The organism is Citreicoccus inhibens, from assembly GCF_019039035.1.
In the GTDB taxonomy this organism is placed as follows: Bacteria; Myxococcota; Myxococcia; order Myxococcales; family Myxococcaceae; genus Citreicoccus; species Citreicoccus inhibens.
Genome location: NZ_JAHNZT010000057.1, coordinates 1 through 17,323 on the forward strand (window position 1 = coordinate 1; position 17,323 = coordinate 17,323).

Annotated in this window: 14 protein-coding genes; 3 read left to right on the forward strand and 11 right to left on the reverse strand. The window is 64.2% G+C overall.

What is annotated here, in order from left to right; translation table 11 throughout:
* The first annotated feature begins 356 nt into the window (after positions 1 to 356).
* The gene (locus KRR26_RS34390; protein ID WP_217081904.1) at positions 357 to 740 is read left to right on the forward strand and encodes a DUSAM domain-containing protein; all 384 of its coding nucleotides are present in this window, start codon (positions 357 to 359) and stop codon (positions 738 to 740) included.
* Positions 741 to 833: 93 nt separating this feature from the next.
* On the opposite strand, the gene KRR26_RS34395 is transcribed toward KRR26_RS34390, so the two are convergent.
* The 7 genes from KRR26_RS34395 to KRR26_RS34425 all read right to left on the reverse strand — a co-directional run bounded on the left by KRR26_RS34395 (position 834) and on the right by KRR26_RS34425 (position 6,583).
* Positions 834 to 1,283, reverse strand: coding sequence for a PspA (locus KRR26_RS34395; RefSeq protein WP_328707268.1), 450 nt, complete (start codon positions 1,281 to 1,283; stop codon positions 834 to 836).
* A gap of 76 nt (positions 1,284 to 1,359) precedes the next feature.
* Positions 1,360 to 1,692, reverse strand: coding sequence for a hypothetical protein (locus tag KRR26_RS34400; protein ID WP_236069486.1), 333 nt, complete (start codon positions 1,690 to 1,692; stop codon positions 1,360 to 1,362).
* Positions 1,693 to 1,823: 131 nt separating this feature from the next.
* Positions 1,824 to 3,371 (reverse strand): recombinase family protein, encoded by a 1,548-nt coding sequence (locus KRR26_RS34405; RefSeq protein WP_217081905.1) that lies wholly within the window; start codon positions 3,369 to 3,371, stop codon positions 1,824 to 1,826.
* A complete protein-coding gene (locus KRR26_RS34410; RefSeq protein ID WP_217081906.1) occupies positions 3,368 to 3,574 on the reverse strand; it encodes a hypothetical protein in 207 nt (68 codons plus the stop codon). The genes KRR26_RS34405 and KRR26_RS34410 overlap by 4 nt, the downstream gene beginning before the upstream one ends.
* On the reverse strand, positions 3,571 to 4,128 hold the full coding sequence (locus KRR26_RS34415; RefSeq protein WP_217081907.1) for a DUF2924 domain-containing protein: 558 nt from the start codon (positions 4,126 to 4,128) through the stop codon (positions 3,571 to 3,573). Before KRR26_RS34415 ends, KRR26_RS34410 begins: the two co-directional genes overlap by 4 nt.
* Before the next feature lie 554 nt (positions 4,129 to 4,682).
* Positions 4,683 to 5,069, reverse strand: coding sequence for a hypothetical protein (locus KRR26_RS34420; protein ID WP_217081908.1), 387 nt, complete (start codon positions 5,067 to 5,069; stop codon positions 4,683 to 4,685).
* Positions 5,070 to 5,077: 8 nt separating this feature from the next.
* Complete coding sequence (locus KRR26_RS34425) at positions 5,078 to 6,583, reverse strand: RHS repeat domain-containing protein (RefSeq protein WP_217081909.1); 1,506 nt, start codon at positions 6,581 to 6,583, stop codon at positions 5,078 to 5,080.
* A 2,747-nt stretch (positions 6,584 to 9,330) separates the two neighbouring features.
* Here KRR26_RS34425 and KRR26_RS34430 point away from each other — a divergent pair.
* Together KRR26_RS34430 and KRR26_RS34435 are read left to right on the forward strand one after the other, a co-directional pair.
* Positions 9,331 to 9,894, forward strand: a complete 564-nt coding sequence (locus KRR26_RS34430) for a hypothetical protein (protein ID WP_217081910.1) — start codon at positions 9,331 to 9,333, stop codon at positions 9,892 to 9,894.
* On the forward strand, positions 9,891 to 10,700 hold the full coding sequence (locus KRR26_RS34435; protein ID WP_217081911.1) for a hypothetical protein: 810 nt from the start codon (positions 9,891 to 9,893) through the stop codon (positions 10,698 to 10,700). The genes KRR26_RS34430 and KRR26_RS34435 overlap by 4 nt, the downstream gene beginning before the upstream one ends.
* A gap of 2,593 nt (positions 10,701 to 13,293) precedes the next feature.
* On the opposite strand, the gene KRR26_RS34445 is transcribed toward KRR26_RS34435, so the two are convergent.
* The 4 genes from KRR26_RS34445 to KRR26_RS34455 form a co-directional block, all read right to left on the reverse strand.
* On the reverse strand, positions 13,294 to 13,908 hold the full coding sequence (locus tag KRR26_RS34445; RefSeq protein ID WP_217081913.1) for a tyrosine-type recombinase/integrase: 615 nt from the start codon (positions 13,906 to 13,908) through the stop codon (positions 13,294 to 13,296).
* A gap of 173 nt (positions 13,909 to 14,081) precedes the next feature.
* Positions 14,082 to 14,216 (reverse strand): hypothetical protein, encoded by a 135-nt coding sequence (locus KRR26_RS37515; protein ID WP_268905921.1) that lies wholly within the window; start codon positions 14,214 to 14,216, stop codon positions 14,082 to 14,084.
* A 1,209-nt stretch (positions 14,217 to 15,425) separates the two neighbouring features.
* Positions 15,426 to 16,118 carry an ImmA/IrrE family metallo-endopeptidase gene (locus KRR26_RS34450; RefSeq protein ID WP_217081914.1) on the reverse strand — a complete coding sequence of 231 codons (693 nt, stop codon included), beginning with the start codon at positions 16,116 to 16,118 and terminating at the stop codon, positions 15,426 to 15,428.
* A gap of 525 nt (positions 16,119 to 16,643) precedes the next feature.
* Positions 16,644 to 17,219, reverse strand: a complete 576-nt coding sequence (locus KRR26_RS34455) for a hypothetical protein (protein WP_217081915.1) — start codon at positions 17,217 to 17,219, stop codon at positions 16,644 to 16,646.
* Between the last annotated feature and the right edge of the window lie 104 nt (positions 17,220 to 17,323).

Consider the following 17,323-nt stretch of genomic DNA (forward strand, 5'->3'; position numbering starts at 1 on the left):
CTTCCTGGGCGGTAAGTCCTCTGTCGTCCGCTCTACTGGGCTCTTCGTCATGGGAATGCCTCCACACCGACTGGGCCACGGGCAACCACGCAAGAATGCGGGGTGCGCCACTAGGCACCTTCCAGGTCCATTGGAGCACCTCCCAAGTAACATGCCAAGGGGACGCGTGTGAAGCCCTTGAAGGACTCCCAGAGGACTCACAGCCTCCACGCTCCGCCTGGAATGGCATAGCCCTCGCCTGGGTAGAGAGGGCCTCAGCCCTCTCGGAATGCCCAAGAGGGCAATTGGCTGTGGGCATAACCGAGAACGAGCTGGGGGGCAGGCCATGGACGCGGCACGAGGAAGGAACGAGCCCTATGGACAATGAAATCGACTGGAGCCCCATCCGCACCCTGGCGCGTCGCATCTTCTCCCAGGGAGAGCCACTGGCCCTCACAGAGGAAACGAAGGCGCTGCTGCGACGGACAGCCTCAGAGGTGGGCCTCAGCGAGGCCGACGCCCAGACAGCCCTTGCCTCCGAGGAGGGCGCGTTGAGTCTCTTGCGCGACTCGTCGCAGCGAATCCACGAAGGCGCCCGCCGCCTCACGAGTGCGCTGCACCGAATGTACGAGCGCCAGCATGTAGGGGACTTCGAAGGCGCACGCAAAGAAATGCAAGAGGTGCTTGCCGTCGAAGTCGTCCCCCACTACCGAGCCATCGCCGCAGGCCAGCTCGAAGACATGGCCGGCAAGACGTCGTGACACAGGCGGGGCGCTGGCAGCCTTGCCCTCCGCCTTTCGCTGCCCAAGGCGAATCGGCGCCCCTATCCGCAGGCAGCGCCGCACCACCAGTCGTCAGGCCGCCTCTACCTTCGCAAAGGGCCGCGCTACCTGCTTGCCGTCGCTGTCTCGAGCCAGCGTCACCGTCCCTGCCTTCTCGTCAATGGACGTCACGTGCGCAGTGAAGGACCCTCGCCCCTGCTTGTAGCGGACCTCCTGCCCCGCCTTGAAAGGAGACGCGGCCGACTCCTGGCTGGCGGCCTCGGCGATCACCTTCCGCGGACGTCCACGCCGCTTGGGGGCCGGCGACTTCGTCTTCGCAGCCAGCACCTTGGCCCCCTCACGCTTCGAGGCAACAGGAGGCGAGGCACGCTTTGCAGCCGCAGCGGCCGGTGCACGGCTGGGGGCGACGCCCAGGTAGCGGGCAATCTGCTCCAGGAGCTCCACCTGGCGGCCCAGCGTCTTCGCCACCTCGTCTGCCACCACGGCCCGAATGGCGCCCATCATGTCATTCTGAATCGTCACGTCGCGCACTCTCTGCGGGCCTCACGCCCGCCGTATTGAGAAACAATTGGCCACTGCATCGACAATACACGAGACCTTAGAATTCTGAGGCAGCACCCGCTTCAGCGTCCCCGCTTGGTTTGATTCGGCACGAATCAACCAAAGCGTGCCACCGTGCTCTCTGCGCCTCCCAGTTGCCCGCATGCGCAATGGCCCGAAGGCGCCGCTCACTTAGGGGTTCCACTCCGTCCACCGCGTCCAGAAACAACACCGCCTCCTGGATGTCGGGGGCCAGCAGCACCAAGTCGAGCAGCTGCGTGACGCGCGCCCGGGTGAACTCCAGCTGACAGGCCATGTCCGCGGCACTCTGCACCTGTCTGCGGCAAATGGCGGCTTCGACATGGTGGGCAAGCGCCAGCATGCGGGCCACGTGGGATGGACGCCTGGACTCCGCCAGCGGCGGACGGGGTTGCCCCTCGCGAAACTTCACGCCCGCCCTGCGGTGCACGCGATGAAAGCGCGCGCTAACTATGTGCCCCTGCGTCGGCTCAAGGCTTGTGCTCATGCCGCGGCCTCACCACGCTCGGGCGGGGCACCGTCACCGGTGTGGGCCAAGTGCACGTCCACCTGGCCCGTCGCCTCATTCACCACCACGCGGCCCACGAGGGCGCGCAGCAGTCGTCCCCGGTTGACAGTCGTGAGCGCGTCCCACACCACACTGAAGTCCGCCAGGGATTGAGCCACCCACGCCACCTCCATCTCTTCCCCCTTCACCGCATCCAGCGCGCGCTCCACTTGCGCCAGGCGCTGCTTCAAGCGGACAGCCTCCTCCTCCGCTGCTGTCAGCTTTGTCTCGACAACACGACGGGCAGGGTCCTCCAACTTGGAAAGCGAATCCACCCACTTCTCAGACTCCTTGGCGGCCCGGGCCAGCTCCTTCGACAGTTGCATGCGCTCGGTGCGCAGGGCCTGGTGCTTCGCCTCCATGCGCGCCAAGAGGCGGGCATGCACCTGGGCAGCGAAGGCGTCACCTACCGAAACCTCCCGCAGCCGCGCGACGACGAAGTCCTCCAGGGAGGCTGCCGGAAGGGGCGCGGCCCGGCACCCATCCTTGCCCTGCTTGTCCCGGGTGACACAGCGGTAGTAGCGGTACTCGCGCTCACCCTTGCGTGTGGAGCCGGGCGTCATCGCCTCGCCGCACAGGCCGCAGCGCAGGAGGCCTCGCAGCACGTAGTCGGGGTTGCGCCCGTGGTACTGAATGCCAGGGCCCTCCAGCAAGTCCTGCACCCGGTGGAAGGTGGCCCTGTCCACAATCGCCGAGTGCTCGCCCGGGTGCGTCTCGTCGCCATATGGCACAAAGCCCGCGTATAGCGGACTCCTCAAGACGCGCAGCACGTCCTGCGTCGTCCACTTTCGCGCCGCGCGCGTGGCACCACTCGGGGCCTCGTACCGCTTCGTCTTGCGCCCCGTCTCGTTGAGGAGGCGTGCCACGGCCGAGGCCTGCTGGTGCTGGACGTACAACTCGAAGGCCTCCCTCACCACCACCGCCTCGTATTCATTTACCACTAGGCGCTTGTCCACCACGTCGTAGCCCAGCGGCGCGCGGCCCCCCGTCCACTTCCCCTTGCGTCGCGCGGCGGCCACCTTGTCCCGCGTCCGCTCGGAAATCATCTCCCGCTCGAACTCCGCGAACGACATCAGCATGTTCAGCGTCAGGCGCCCCATCGCATCGGCGGTGGAGAAGTTTTGCGTGACGGAGACGAAGGACGCGCCAGAAGCGTTGAAGCGCTCCATCACTTTCGCGAAGTCGAGGAGGGAGCGCGAGAGGCGGTCGACCTTGTAGACCACGACGACGTCCACCCGCTTCGCGTCCACGTCATGGAGCAGTCGCTGGAAGGCGGGCCGCTCCATGTTCGCGCCGGTGAATCCACCGTCGTCGTACCGCTCATCCACCAGCGTCCAGCCGGCCTGGCGCTGCACGTACGCGAGGCAGGCCTCGCGCTGCGCATCAAGGCTGTTGAACTCCATCTCCAGCCCCGCTGCGGTGGACTTGCGGGTGTAGACGGCGCAGCGTTTCGCGTCCGTCGGCGTCGGCTTGCCCTTCCTCATTCCCCCTCCGGATTCTTTCCTGGCTTCGCCGGCCACGCGGACTCGTTGCTTGAGGCTGGCGGCGGCCCAGCGAGGCGCTCCGCCACGGCCACCAGTCGCTCCACGCTGTCGTTGAGGCGCCGCAGCTCTCGGACGAGGCTTGGCATCGTCGTCTCGTAGAAGCGCTGCCCCATGTGCGTCTGGAAGAAGGAAGGGCCGCTCATCGCGCCACCGCCTTCGAGCCGCCGTCCTTGAGATTGAAGAAGGTGAAGCCATTCCAGGCCGTGCCCGTAATCAGCTTGGCCACGCTGGAGAGGCTGCGGTGGAGCTGCCCCTCGTACTCAATCCCGCCCTCGCGCACCGTCACCCGGTGCTGTGTGCCCTTGAAGACGCGCGTCAGCACCGTCCCCTGCGGAGGCAGTCGCGCGTCGCGCCCGTCCGCAGCAGGTGCGCGCCCGCCCACTGCGGCTGGCGGAGGCAGCGCGGAGGGCTTCGCATCCTCCACCTGCCGCATCCTCCATCGCTCGGGCAGCTTGTCCCCCAGCTCCGCAATGCGTGCGACAGCCCGCGTGGAGAGTCCGCCCTCGGTCAGCTCCTGAATCCGGAAGGCCAGGCGCTTCTTCAGGTAGTCCCGGTTGCGGCTGCGCGTGGGCTCGCCGTACAGCTCCTGGTACTTCTCCGCCAGCTCCGGCACCGACATGCTGGCCAGGGCAGCCAGTTGCTGCGGCAGGTCCGCCAACTCCTTGCGCGCGGCCCTCGCAATTCCTCTCTTCGCCATGGTGGTGTTGTCTCCTTCGCCCCGGGCTGCACGCCCTCGGGCGGAATCCATGGACGCTCTGTCCCCGGAAGAAGACAAGTCGAGAGTCTGCGGCTCAGCCAGTCGCGCGCTCCGCTTGGTGCGACTTTATTGCGAGTGGCCCAATCGGTGATTGGCGACGCAACCAGAGTTCCCAGAGGGCCTCGACGAGAATCCCCACTGCACTGCGTCCTCGCGACGCTGGCGCGGAGCATTCGGCCGCGCGTCCGCGACGGCACATTCCTGTCTCGACAAGCTCAAGCTCATCACCGCCACAAAGGCCAGCTGCCCGCACTTGGGGACATTCGCACGCGGCTCCCGTGTCCCACGGCCGCCGGCTACGCGGCCCGCACCGCCGACACTCCGGTACCCGCCGGCGCCTCTTCGTTGCGGAGCCATTGCCCCATCACCGGCCTCCGGCGTACCCGTAGCGGCATCTTCTCAAGCTTCATCTGGTCTGAAAATCCCAGAGCATGCCAGTCAGCACTTCGGTGCCGCTCCACGACGACGGACGCGCAGAGCGGCACCTGGTCAGCTCACGTTCCGTCCTTCAAGACGTAAGGCTGACCAACCAACATCTCCGCATAATGGTTCCACAACCTCTCATACACGCGAGCGAAGACCCGTCTCACATGAACATCACCATCATGCCAATCCTCAAAAAAACGACGAACCATCAACTCGGGGGCCCCAAACGAAGTCCAATCATCAGCCAACCAGACCTTCTGCACCCAATCATCCGGCACCCAATCATCAATCACCTCAAACAGAAAAATAGGAATCAAAATGGGCTCACCATCAGAATCAACCACCCGATACGACTTTCCCTCAATCCCAACAACAATATACAACCAACCAGCCTCAATCGACGGATTCGTACGCCCATCCGGCAAGGGCTCATGGATATTCGGAAGTGATCTCACAAGCATAATCAAAATGGATCCAGCTCGCCCGCTAGCTTAATGCCAGCCTTCAATCCGTTTGACTCTTGATAAAAATGAACTTCCTGTCCTCCCGGAGTCCAAGTCTTCATTTTCACCCAGTCAGTCGTCCTTCCTCCAAATATAGATTTCAGCACTTCAACCTTATCAATATCACTCCCACTCGCAATCTCCCTCGACCGGGAAAGCATTTCCTTAGTGAGCTTAATGTTAGCCGCGGCCTCAGTGGACTTAGGTGGCCCTGATTTAGGCAATGCCGCCTGAGGCTTCGCGCCGCCCCCCGCATCGCCAGCACCATTGGCCATCTGAACTACATTGGCCGCACCTGCTACATCGGCCACGCCCTCGACCACAGTGGCCACTCCAGCGGCGACCAAGACCCCAGCACCAGACATTGCCGCCACACCCACCGGAGCGCCAACTCCAGTCGCCGTCGCCCCTGCGCCGGCAGCTCCACCCACGACTTCGAGGACACCGGCAATAACTTCCCCAACCCCCACCAAACCAAGCGCTACCGCATACCCCTGGTAGAACTGCTTGGAATTTCCACTCGGGGGTGGCAGGAGCGAGCCAAACGGCGCTACTCCCGCCAAGAACCCCATGAATCCGCCCTTACCATAGTCGAGCTTTCGGCGCCCTTCCACCTGGTCCTGAAAGAAACTCCGAAGCAGGAACTCTGCAAAACCAGAGGGAATCTTGGTTGACTCCTCCATCTCGGCGGAGTCTGGGACGCCCTCCCAACAGACAGACCTATCACTATTGCAACCGTTGATAAGCGGGGGCGTGAAGCGAGCCGAACTTCCTCCCGCCTGGACCGAGCCCCCATACCAACTATCATAAACAATCACCGGAAGCGTTGTTGGCAAGAATCCCGTCGGATCCGTAAATCGCAAGGGATTATTGAAAACATAGCTATAGCGATTGAGCGACTGGCTGTTCAGTGGAAGAGGAATGAACGCATCGGGACTCAGGAACCGTCCCAATGAAGAGTCGTACATTCGCCCACCCATATTGATAAGGCCGAACTCTTCGTCGTGCTCATGTCCCGTGAATCCCGTGCGGACCCTTGCCGAGTCACGCATCTGAGCAACCCCGAGATCCTGCGGATACCGGCGGCCGCCAAACGGCTCATATTTCAGGCGCTCATAGGAAGCACCTGAGTCATCAGACAGTGTCTCTACTGAGCCGAGATTGTCTACGTGAGTGTAGAGCGTCTTCTGTGCGGCAACCTGTCCCGAAGTATCCGTTGCCCACGAAACCTCGGCAACCTCACGCTCCGCACCAATGATCTTGAAAACATGCAGTGCCGAACCAACTGCAGAGCGACGCACTTCATACAATCCACCGACATAGGTCGAGGACTGCCCATCCGAGAAGCGCTTCACCGTACGCATCCGGGCCGCGTCGTAGCGGAAGGTCACCGTACGATTACCGGCAGAGATCTTCGATGGAAGATTGAATGTTGTAAACTCTACCGTCCGGCCGGGCGCGGCCACCTGATTTCCATTGTGGTCATACGAATATGCCCCCAAAGAAGAGCGGCTAACCGCATGCGGCCCTGCTCCTCCCGTTTGGAGCCCGGAGAATGAAGCCGTTCTCCCGAGCCAGCTTGTGCACTGGCCTGAAGGCGTACCTTAAGACCACCGCCTGACGACGCCTCCGACCTGGTTTGGCATTTCGACCGAAATCAACTCAAGCGAGGAGCGCGCCAGCTTGAAGTCGTTCGCGCTGGAGCCAGCGACCACAAGGTCGAAGGGGACGCCGCGAGAGCCTGCCAGCGAGCTCCTCTTGATGCCCCGCTTCGTTCTGTCCGTAGGGTTGGGGCCGGCTTTCCCCCGCCCAGCGGCGCTTTACACTGGGTTCCGCCCAACGCGAGCCACCGCATTCTCAAAGCATGAGAATGTGATACACCCTTCGGCCAACTGAGCGACAGCCGTGGCCGCCCTCAGAAGCGACGAAGCGCCCTTCCCCATACAAACCCCGCCCCCCAGGCCCTTTCTCGCGCCCGAGGGCCGTTCCCGGCCATTCCAGGGCCATTCACAGGACGGGGCATGGGCTCACCTCGCACCAGCTTGCGCCAACCCGCATGGAAATCCACACCCAGTCGCACAAACCTCACAAGCTGAATGGGTGTGGACAGCGTGGACAACTGTGGACAGCTCTCTGTCCACACTTATCCTCATGATTTTCCTAACGAAAACCTCACTGTGGACAAGGTGGACAGCTTCTATGGGGAGACACACGTATGCGTGCGCGCCCATATTTAATACGCGTACGCGTACGCGTACGCGTACGCACACGTATACGTATGAGTACTCTTCAAAACCTGTCCACACTGTCCACAGTGGCCTATCCCCTCGCAACCACTCACGAAAACCGTGGACAGACACCTGTCCACGGGCTGTCCCCAGGGTGTCCACAGGACACCGGCAGTGCGGGAAGCGTGGGCACGTACCCGGACGGCCACAAAGCGACGCCCTGGCCCTTCGCGCGAAAGTCGAGAATAAAATCGGACGAAATTATCTCCCGTCCCAGATTACTTCGGTGCCTCCTTCTCCCACCCGCAGCATCCTGTGATTGCGCGTCAGGCCAAGCAGGGCCCGACGGGGGAGGGGCGTACCGCCCAGCATTCGTCACAGGGGCGAGGCGACGGTGGACTAATCAAACGCTGAGCTGCGCGGACTGTGAAACACATTCCCCTCACAGTGCCAGCGCAACGACAGCCTCGAGGCCTGAGAATGTGACACGCCCTTCGGCCAACTGGGCGACAGCCGTAACGGCCCCCAGAAGCGACGAAGCGCCTTGCCCTATACAAACCCCGCCACCCGGGCTCTTCCTCACGCCAGAGGGCTGTTTCCGGCCGTTTCATGGCCATTCGCAGGACGGGGCATGGACTCACCTGGCCACGGTTTGCGCCAACTCGCATAAAATCCACACTCAGTTACAAAAACCTCACAAGCCGAGTGAGCGTGGACAGAGTGGACAGCAGGTGGACAGCTCTCTGTCCACCCCTATCTCGTTGATATTATTATTGAAAACAACAAGGTGGACAGGGTGGACAGCTTTTAAAGGGTAGCTACGCGTGCGCGGGCAGGCAGGCGTGCCTGTGCGCGCTACGCGCGTGCACGCATCACGTAGGGGTACCCTTCAAAAGCTGTCCACCTTGTCCACCATGGCCTATCTGCATGTATTTTCTGGGAAAAAGGGTGGACAGAGAGCTGTCCAAACCGTGTCCACTGCCTGTCCACCCAGACAAGACACGCACTGAGAGAGAATAGCCTCGCTGCCGTGACGGGAGGGCCAACGCCACTTCAGCCCATACTCCCTGGCGCCTGCCTTGCATCGATGTCACATGGAGCCGGGGAATGGTCGGCGCGGGTTGCGACTTCCATGCCAAGCAGGCTCCGACTTGGACATGCCGCGCAGAGTCCCTCACACGGGTGCGCTGTGAACCGTCCAAACCCTGAGACGCGCGGGATGTGAAATACATTCCTCTCTTCGTGTCAGGGCAACAGCAGAATCAAGGCCTGAGATTGAAACACAGCCGGCGGTCCGCGGCGAGACGGCCGTAGCGGCCCTCAGAAGCGACAAAGCGGCCTGCCCCATAGGACTCCACCCTCCAGCCTCTTTCTCGTGCCAGAGGGCCGTTTCCGGCCGTTTCATGGTCATTCACAGGGCGGGGCATGAACATGGCCACCCACGCCGCATGCTCCACCGGCGTGCACCTTCACAACCCGCCACAGCAATTTCACTCAAAGTTTTGAGGGTGGCAGAGGTGGCAGGTGGGTGGCAGTAGTGTCTGCCACCTTTTTCTTCTTTTATTTCAATAACTTATCTCTAAGTGGCAGTGGTGGCAGTCTTTTTTGAGGTACCCCTACGTAGCGGGCACGCGCATATTTGAATGGCACTATTCAATAGGGGTTCGAAGTCTTCACTCTCCCTAGGTAGCCCTACCCCCAAAAAGGCTGCCACCATTGCCACCACTGCCACTCCGTTGATTTCACTGGGGAATTCCGTGGCAGTTTTTCAGAAAGCGCCTGCCACCGACTGCCACCCTTCCGCCACCCGGCAAGGGGATGTCCCCGAATCTTCGCCACATGCCTTTGTGCTTCTTTCGGCCTGGGCAATGCCCGTCCGGGAAAATCGAAAATCAATTCCGCCGAAATGATTTTCTGTCCGCTTTTCGGCCCTGGGGGTGCATGTAGCGGGTAACGGCAACTCAACGCGCTGCCGACTCCCGCGCATGGACCTTCTCCGCCACCTCCAGCCCGCTCCCGCCCCCCAGCGCCCGCCCGGCGTGACGTGTGAAGACTACGTCCGCAGCGAGGACACCCGCGGCCTGCAGTACCTGCCTCGCGGCGTCTGTGTGCTGGCGAGCGGCAGCGTCTGCACCGACTGGCCGAGGGTGAGTCGACACGCACCGCTGCGCCCCAGTGCGTCGGCGGAGCTTGCTCCAGTGCCTGCGTTGTCCCCGGTTGAGTCCTCCCAGGCCCGAGTGGTGCTCTTCGGCCATCCACTGCTCGGTGCTGGCGGGAAGAAGCTCGCCCCGGCCCCCTTCGCCATGCCCTCGCAGCCAGCTGCGCGTCTCGTCGCTGTGAAGGAGCCGGGCGCGCCAGTTGCGGAGGCCCCGTCAGCCTTCTTGCGCGGCCTCACCGACGAGGCTGTCGCCAGCTTCAAGGCCCTCGGTGCCGAGGTGGGCTTCGCCTCCGAAACCTGCGGTGAGGCACGGCTCGCCCCGGCCTACGCCACCCAGGGCCGGAAGGAGCTCACTCTAGCTCGCGACGGGCGGGAGGCCCTTCCCCGGTGAGTGACTTCTTCGCCCACCTCATCCGCCTGCTGCGCGCCGAGGCCCTCTCCCCGCGCCATCAGCCCGCCTTCGCCGCGGCCCGCGCACAGCGCCCGGCCTTCGCTCGCCATGACAGCCTCGAATCGGTGCTGAGGGCGCTGGCCGACGTGCGTGAGGAAACCTACCCGGAGCGCGAAGCCCTCACCCGGGCGCTGGTGGCTGAGTGTCAGGCCGCCCCCAGCCCTGCGTGGACGGCGGCCCTCGCCTCCGCCTACGCCCCCATGTTGCGCCGCCTGCGCCACCGCCTCCACGGCAACGGCGTGCCCAAGGAGGACTTGGACCAACTCGTCCTCGCCACCCTCCTCTGTGTCGCGCGCGACTTCCCCCTCCCTCGCTGGCAGCACTGGACGGCAGTCCGCCTGCGCCAGCAGACGGCGAGAGAGGTATTCCGCTTCCTGCGCAAGGAGCGCGCGGAGCGGCACGACACGTACACGCCCCAGCAGCTCTCAGCGTGGGTGTCCTATGCACGTCCCACCGCCCCAGAGGACAACCCCAGGCGCCCCAGGCTCCGGCGCAGCTTCGTGAAGCGGGACGCGGTGCTGACGCACCTGGCGAAGGCCACCCTGCCGCCCCGTGACGTGGACGTCCTCATGGCCACCGTCGTCCGGCGGGAGAAGCTGCGCGTCTACGTCAGCCGCCTCGTTGACGGTGACGCCGCGGAGACGGAGCGGACGTACCAGCGCCTGAAGCGCCAGCGCTCGCGGCTCATGCTTCGCCTGCGCACCCAGGCCGTGGGTGAGGTGGCCCAGCCCGCTGCAAGCGGCTGAGGGCCGCAGGGCCCAGGCCCAACCGAAGCCCCGTCATTCGTGAGCGGCACGTCCACCAGGCACCGTCGCCCATGGCGGGCCCGTGCGTGACGGCCGCGAGCCTGCTCGCCACGCTCGCGCAGCGGCCCCTCGGACAACGTGCGCGGCCTGACACTCGCAGGCGTCGTGTTGCGTGCCAGACTCGCTGGCGGGCCCGTCCCCACCACAAGCCGGGCGCGTTCGCTACGCTGCCTTCGTGCCCAGGGCCCCGGAAACCCGGGCGCAGTGGGGTGGCCGCGGTCGGTCGCGCCTCCGCGGGCGCCCACTTGAAGCACCCGGCGCCCCACCAGCCCCCTCCTCGGACTGGTGGGGCTTCGGCCTATCCCCCTCGGGGACGCCCATGGCGCCGAGAGTGACTTGCACTGACTCCCGGCAAAGAGGCACCACCTCGGCGGCGAGCGCTGCTTCGAGTTCCTGTCGCGCTCCTACCTCCTTGCGCCGAAGCTGCCCCATTCAGCGCGCTGGAGCCCCATCGCAAGTCACCGCGCAGGCGTCGCAGCACGCCAGCGCGAGCGCTGCCTGCGCAGCTTGAGTCCCAGGCCCACTCCGCACACTCTCCCGGTTAGCTCCGCGGCTGGCTCCGAGTCCGCCGTCGCCGTGCCCACCGGCACCCGCAACGAGGGCGACAAGGCAAGGGTGGACGAGCGCGGGCCGAAAGCAGCCCTGCCACACCCCTTCCCCCCGCAGCCTCTCGCATTCCGCCGGACTGCCGGACTTCATGCCGGACTTCCCGCGCAGAAGTCCGGCACCAAAAATCACTGTAACTCCGAAGGGTTAGGCCCTACTGCCGGACTTGCCGGACTTCCTCCCCCCTCCCGCCCCTCTACGGGGAAATATTTTCTGTGAGCTTCCCTCCGAAAATATTTCTCTTCGCGTACGTAAAGGGGCCTTTGAAGTCCGGCAAGTCCGGCAGAGTGACTCAACCCCATGAAGTTGTTACGGAAATTGCTGCCGGACTTCTGCCGGACTTTGGAGAAGTCCGGCAGGTGAAGCCGGGGAACCGAACCGGCTCCCTGCTTCGGCTCGAGGTGGTTGTGGCCCTCGGGTGAGGCTCGGACATCGCCTCAGTCCCTGTCGTGGGTGTTGCGATCGCATCCGGCTGCGGCCAACCGGCTCGTGACACTCAAACCCTCAGGACTGGCCGCTTGCGCCCAGTTGCCCGTCACCTGCGAGCGGAAGGCAGGCGAGGACGAGAGGCGCGCAGGTTCCGGTGAAGCTGCTCCTTGGCGTGCCTGAGCACGCGGCCTGGCTGAAATGCGCGGACCTTCGATTCGCGCAGGTGCCCATGGGGGGAGGACGGCCCAGGACTGCTCGAAGGCGCGGCTGTCTCGGCTGCGGCGCAAAGCCCGACGCTCTTCGTCCCGGTTGGCCCTTGGACAGCGACACTCCCTCTCGCAGCAACGCCCCTCCGCCAAGCGCCATGCCCCCCCACCGAGCCCGACTGCGCGCCCCCTTCAGTAAGTGAACACGGGCATTTCGCGTTCACTTTTGCCGAGCCTTTTCACTTTCCCCGTTCACTTTTGCCGAGCCTGTTCACTTTCTCCGAGCCCGTTCACTTTCCCCGCGGAGCGCCACCTGGCGCGCGGGCGGATACGCTTGGGGCAGGAGAGCCCGAAATGTCGCAGGGTTAGCGCCGCCAACGGCCTGGTTCTCGCGTAGCAAGGGACGAGTCCCGCCCCTGAAATCGCGCCCGAAAACACACTTTGCCCAACGAGCCGGACGTGCGCGCCGTTCACTTTCCCGGCCCACCCTGCTGCCCCCTACCCAGGCCGAAACGAATGGCCGGAAACAGGTAAACGCGGCCATTCGTAGTCACCGCCTGACGTAGTTTCGCGGACTTACGTGGCCTCGTGAGGCGCTGAAGCGCCGAGGCCCATGGCCGCTTTCCCCAGGTGGCCCGGCCTGCCGCCCCTCACTCGCCGCAGTTCCGCCCAGCCACCGCCAGCACTGTCTGCCCGCCCCAGTGCCTGGGAGCGGCGCCATTGCCTGCGAGCGGGTCGGCAAACCCCAGCGCGAGTCTTGCTCAAGTAGGCCTGGCCACTTGGGCCGGCTGCCCCGCGTCCGCCCGCACAAGGGCCGGGCGAGGGCGCAGAGCCACTTAGGGCAGCGCAACCAACCCCAGCACGCCCAAGCACGTGGACCGCGCCTTGTGCGCGAGGTGAGCCGCCTGGCGCGGGCTCCGGCTCCGCCCGCGCGCCGGCAGGGCGCCCCCGCTCAAGTTGGGAGCAACCCTGCCCACCGATGACATCGGCACGCCTACCTCGCCTACCCTTGACGCCAGGGTGGGGGGTAGTGCGTTTTTTCGTGCGGGCCTCTCCGCCGGGAAATGTACCTGGGGCCCTTTTCGAGAGAGTCGGCTCCAAAAAAGTGAACAGTCCACCCTTGTTCATTTTCACTCGGTAAGTGAACAGCTCGCCCTGTTCACTTTCGCCGGAGGCGCCGGCGAGGGCCCAAGAGGGCCCCAGAAACCGCCGCCCCTCACCGCCTCCGCGCGCCCCCCTGGCCCAACCAGGGTGTCGCGAGCGCCCGGCACGGAGGCGGGCGGCACGCCGCATCAGCAGGGCAAGTCCTGCGTCACCCGCACCAGTTCCTCATCCGAGGGGTGCGTGTAGATGACGGTGGAGTCGATGGAGCGTTGGCGGGCGAAGCGCTGGGTGAGGCGGATGTCCTTCGTCCTCCGGTACACCCCGGTGCACGCAGTGTGACGGACGCTGTGGAAGTTCAAGTGCCGCTCCAAGCCCGCCCGCTGCTGCCACACCGAGAAGCCGTGGCGCACCTGCCGCGTGGACAGGCGAAGGCCCTTGCGGCTCAGGAAGAGCGGCGCCTGGGGCCCCACGTCGTGCCCTTGCGAGCGCTTCAGGCGCAGCAGCTTCTCCAACTTTCGCCGCACCGTGTCCGAGAGGAGAACCTCCTGCGGCTCCGGGTGTCGAGTGCTCCCCTTGAAGACGGTCAGCTTCACGTACAGGTGCGCGCGCCCGCGCTCGTCAAAAACATCGCCGACGTTGAGCGCCACCAGTTCGTGCTCTCTCAGGCCCGTGGCGAGCGCGAGGCTGTACAGGCAGTGGTCGCGGAATCCATCCCGGTGCAACCCCGTAGTGCGCAAAAGCAGCGCCACCTCCTTCTCCGTGAGGGTGCGGGGTGCGCGGGTGACAGCGGCATAGGCAGACATGGCAACTCCGTCGTGAAGAGGACGCGGCCATGCACGCTCTGCCGTCCCAACAAGACAAGTCCCAACCACGTAGCCCATTGAATCTTCGCCGGGGCCACGCGCGGCCATGGCCTTGTCCCAAGCCTGTCCAGGAAGGAGCCTCTGTGAACTCGCCCCTTCCCTTCGACTTCGAGTCACACCACGTCCGCGTCGACATGGACGAGCACCGGCTTGTCGCCGCCGACGTCGGCGCGGCCATCTGCATCGCCAACAACCTGCCCCATGGGCCAGTTGGGAGACGGTGACAAGGGCGTCGGCGCTACCGACACCCTTCACGGCGTCCTGACGCCATAGTCCAAGACGTCGCAGTTGCCCTCGAGCACCGCTTGTCCAGCGGCCTGAAGCGGCCTGCCACGGACGATGACGGAAGACGAGATTCATACGCACGTCATGCGTGCGGACGCTGGGTAAAGCCGAGAAGGTAGAGAGGTTCCTCCGGCGGGGGACTCACACCGCGTCCCCTCAATCCCCAAGACGAGCAGCGACACGGGGCCTGGCGAACCCTCGCCGCAGCCGCCTCGGCTCTGTCCTCCCCACGCCGAGCTCAGGTGCAGGCCATCTGGATATAGCCGAGGCGCATGCATCCTTCATCCTGGGACTCAAGCCAGAGCTGGCCGCCGCATGCGCGCCCGAAGCCATCCACGCGAACGCCGGACTGACGATGGAACCTCACCGCAAGGGACTGCCGGTTGCCGCCGAGCCACCCGCGCGGCCTCGGAATTTCCCTCCACGAGGCTCTGTGCTGCAGCTTGCCGATTTCATCGGCGGGGCACACCGCATCCGAATCTCCGTGGACGAGCGAGGTGAGCCATCGTCCGTCACCACCGACGGATGCGCGGCGAGCATCATCAACACTGAGCAGACACGTCACCTTGGGGATGCGTCAAAGGGTCTGCGTACTGTGCAGGTCCTGGAGGCGCGCAAGAATTGTCGCGATGCAGTTTCCCGCTGTGGAGTCGGCGCTCGGCCAAGGGCAACCTCACCGCGGGCACGGAGTCCAGAAGCAGGAAGAGTTCGTGCGGTCGTGCACGTTGGCAGCCGTCACGAAGTGGGTGAGCGGCAAGCAGTGGGCGTCTACGAGAAGGTGATGCTTGCTACCCGCCTTCGCGCTAACCGTCGGGCTCGGGCCCGCGAGGGCCCCCTTTTGACGCCTGGACGGACGAGGAGTCGATGGAGGCTCGGGAGAGTCATTTTGCGACGCAGGCCCAACTCGTCGTCGAGCAGCCGCTCCTACCCTCTGCTCGGGTCCAAACCTCCAACCGCAACCACGCCGTCACTCATAACAGGCAGAACTGCCTGCGGGGCAGCATCTCCCAGGGAATGCCTTTTCGGAGCACGTGCACGCATACCTCTCCAAAATTCGGCCACCGCGCGATGGGTCCGCTATGGCCCACCCACATTCGGCCTTCTGGCAGTACAAGTGAGCGAAGCGCCCGGCATGGGCGACAATTTCCCAGGCGCAGTGAGGCCCAGCTCACTCAATACTCAGCTCCATAGGGAATCCACAGGAGTGTGAGGACTGCCTGCCTCGATGGCATCGGACGACTGTGCTCCCATAGTTCTTCGCCTCTCGCTCTTGCGCTTTCAAGCCACGCGTCCGCACGCACTTCCTGAGGCTCGTCAGGCACTCGCGCGCCCTTGAAATAGTTGATGGCGAGAGTAGCGGGATGAAGACGCTGCCCACGCTCCACCCAATGACCAAACTCTTGCCCTGCCACAGCCCACTGCACCTTGCCCCCATGTGAGAAGACAACACAGCAGCGCTCGGGTGCGAGCTTCGCGAATCGAACTGCTGCGGCAGTGAAGCTCACATCAAACTCCTGGGCGAGGCACGACACCACTTCGAGGGAGGGCGCCGCGACGTCGCAGCGCTTCCGCCATACCTCGGTGGGCATCAATAGCTCGGAGGCAAACGCATTCGCCTCTTTCTCAAGGCCTTGGTCGTACAGCTCATCGATTTCACGCTCACTGCAGAGCGAAAGCTCGAGCTGGCTAACGTCGCGATGCAGTTCGAGGTGCCCCAACTCATGCGCGATGACAAAGCGGCGGCGCGGTGCGTAATCAATGAGAGTACTCACCGAGATGACCGCTCGCTCCCCTCGATGAGTCAGACGTCCCTCGCAACCCACCAGTGGAAAATTGCGCACGAGCGCACCTCGAATGAACGCCACGTCCTCCAGGCTTGCCCCTGCGAGGTGCGGCATTCCCAGCTGCGCGAGAACGACACGGGCACGTCTCTCGCCACGAGCGACATCTGCGTCAGTCTGTGCCACCATCCAGGTCGTCCTTCAGGTGCTCGGCTTCGACGAGAAGGGATTCGAGTTCCTCTCGAGAAGCAGGTGCAACAAGCCCCTTGTGTGCTACGGCAAGAGTCGAACCTTCGGCCGTACTCAACAATGCCCGGACGCGAGCCCGAAGCTCTTCCATGCTAAGGCCAGCCAATAAGCCTCGACTAGCATTGAGTCGTTCTTGGGCCTTCGCACGTGCCTCGGCTGCGCGTGCGAGCTGCGCTCCAGCCATCCTCCCTCGAACTGCTTGCACATGCGCCCGGGTACTCTCCAAAAACGTTTTGGGGTCTATCCCCGCTTCCTTCATGATGCGCTCAGCCTCGGCTGCGCTCTGGGGCACTTCTATGTCATCAACATCGAGCAGCCCGAGTCGCTGGACAAATGACTGAGAGGGAGTAAGTGGCCTCTTCATGACTTCCTCTTCTTCTTTGGCGGCGCTTCACGGCGCCTCTTGAGCTTTTCCTTTGCTGCGTAGACTTCCTTTGGGGTCATCCCCGTCGCAGCAGCGATGTCATCGATCGTATAGGCACCGTCCGACACGGCCAGCACCACCGCTTCGAGCGTCGGATCCTGCCCGGCTACCTCGTAGGCGTCTGCCTCGATACGTTCGCACGCCTCCTGAGTGAGCAGGTATGCCTCGGGAGTAAGGGGCCGGGGAACCACAGGGTCAACGGACGTCTCCGCCACACTCTCCCACGCACTGCCATCACGCGAGCGCGCCTGAGCGCTGGCAGCTTCGTTGGAGAAGAGGCTGCGCACCGCGCCACACAGGTGGCCTGTGAGCGACACCTTCGCCGGATTCCAGGCCCGCTGGTCCCCGAGTGTCTGCGCGATGGCCTCATGCACAAGTTCCTCGGCGTACGCGGCTGCCTCTGGGCCCATTCCACCGTAGAGCAACTTCGCTAACCCCAGCGCGTACCCCATCACTTTTCCTACTGCGTCCGCGAAATCACGGTCGAACTGCTCCTGCAGCGCCGGCTTCATGCGCTCTCGTCCCCCGCATCCTCTCTGACCAGTGCTGGCCAGTACTTTTTTTTCAGCGCCGTGCGGAAAACACGGGCCTGCCCAGCACCTTCCGGTTGAGGGCG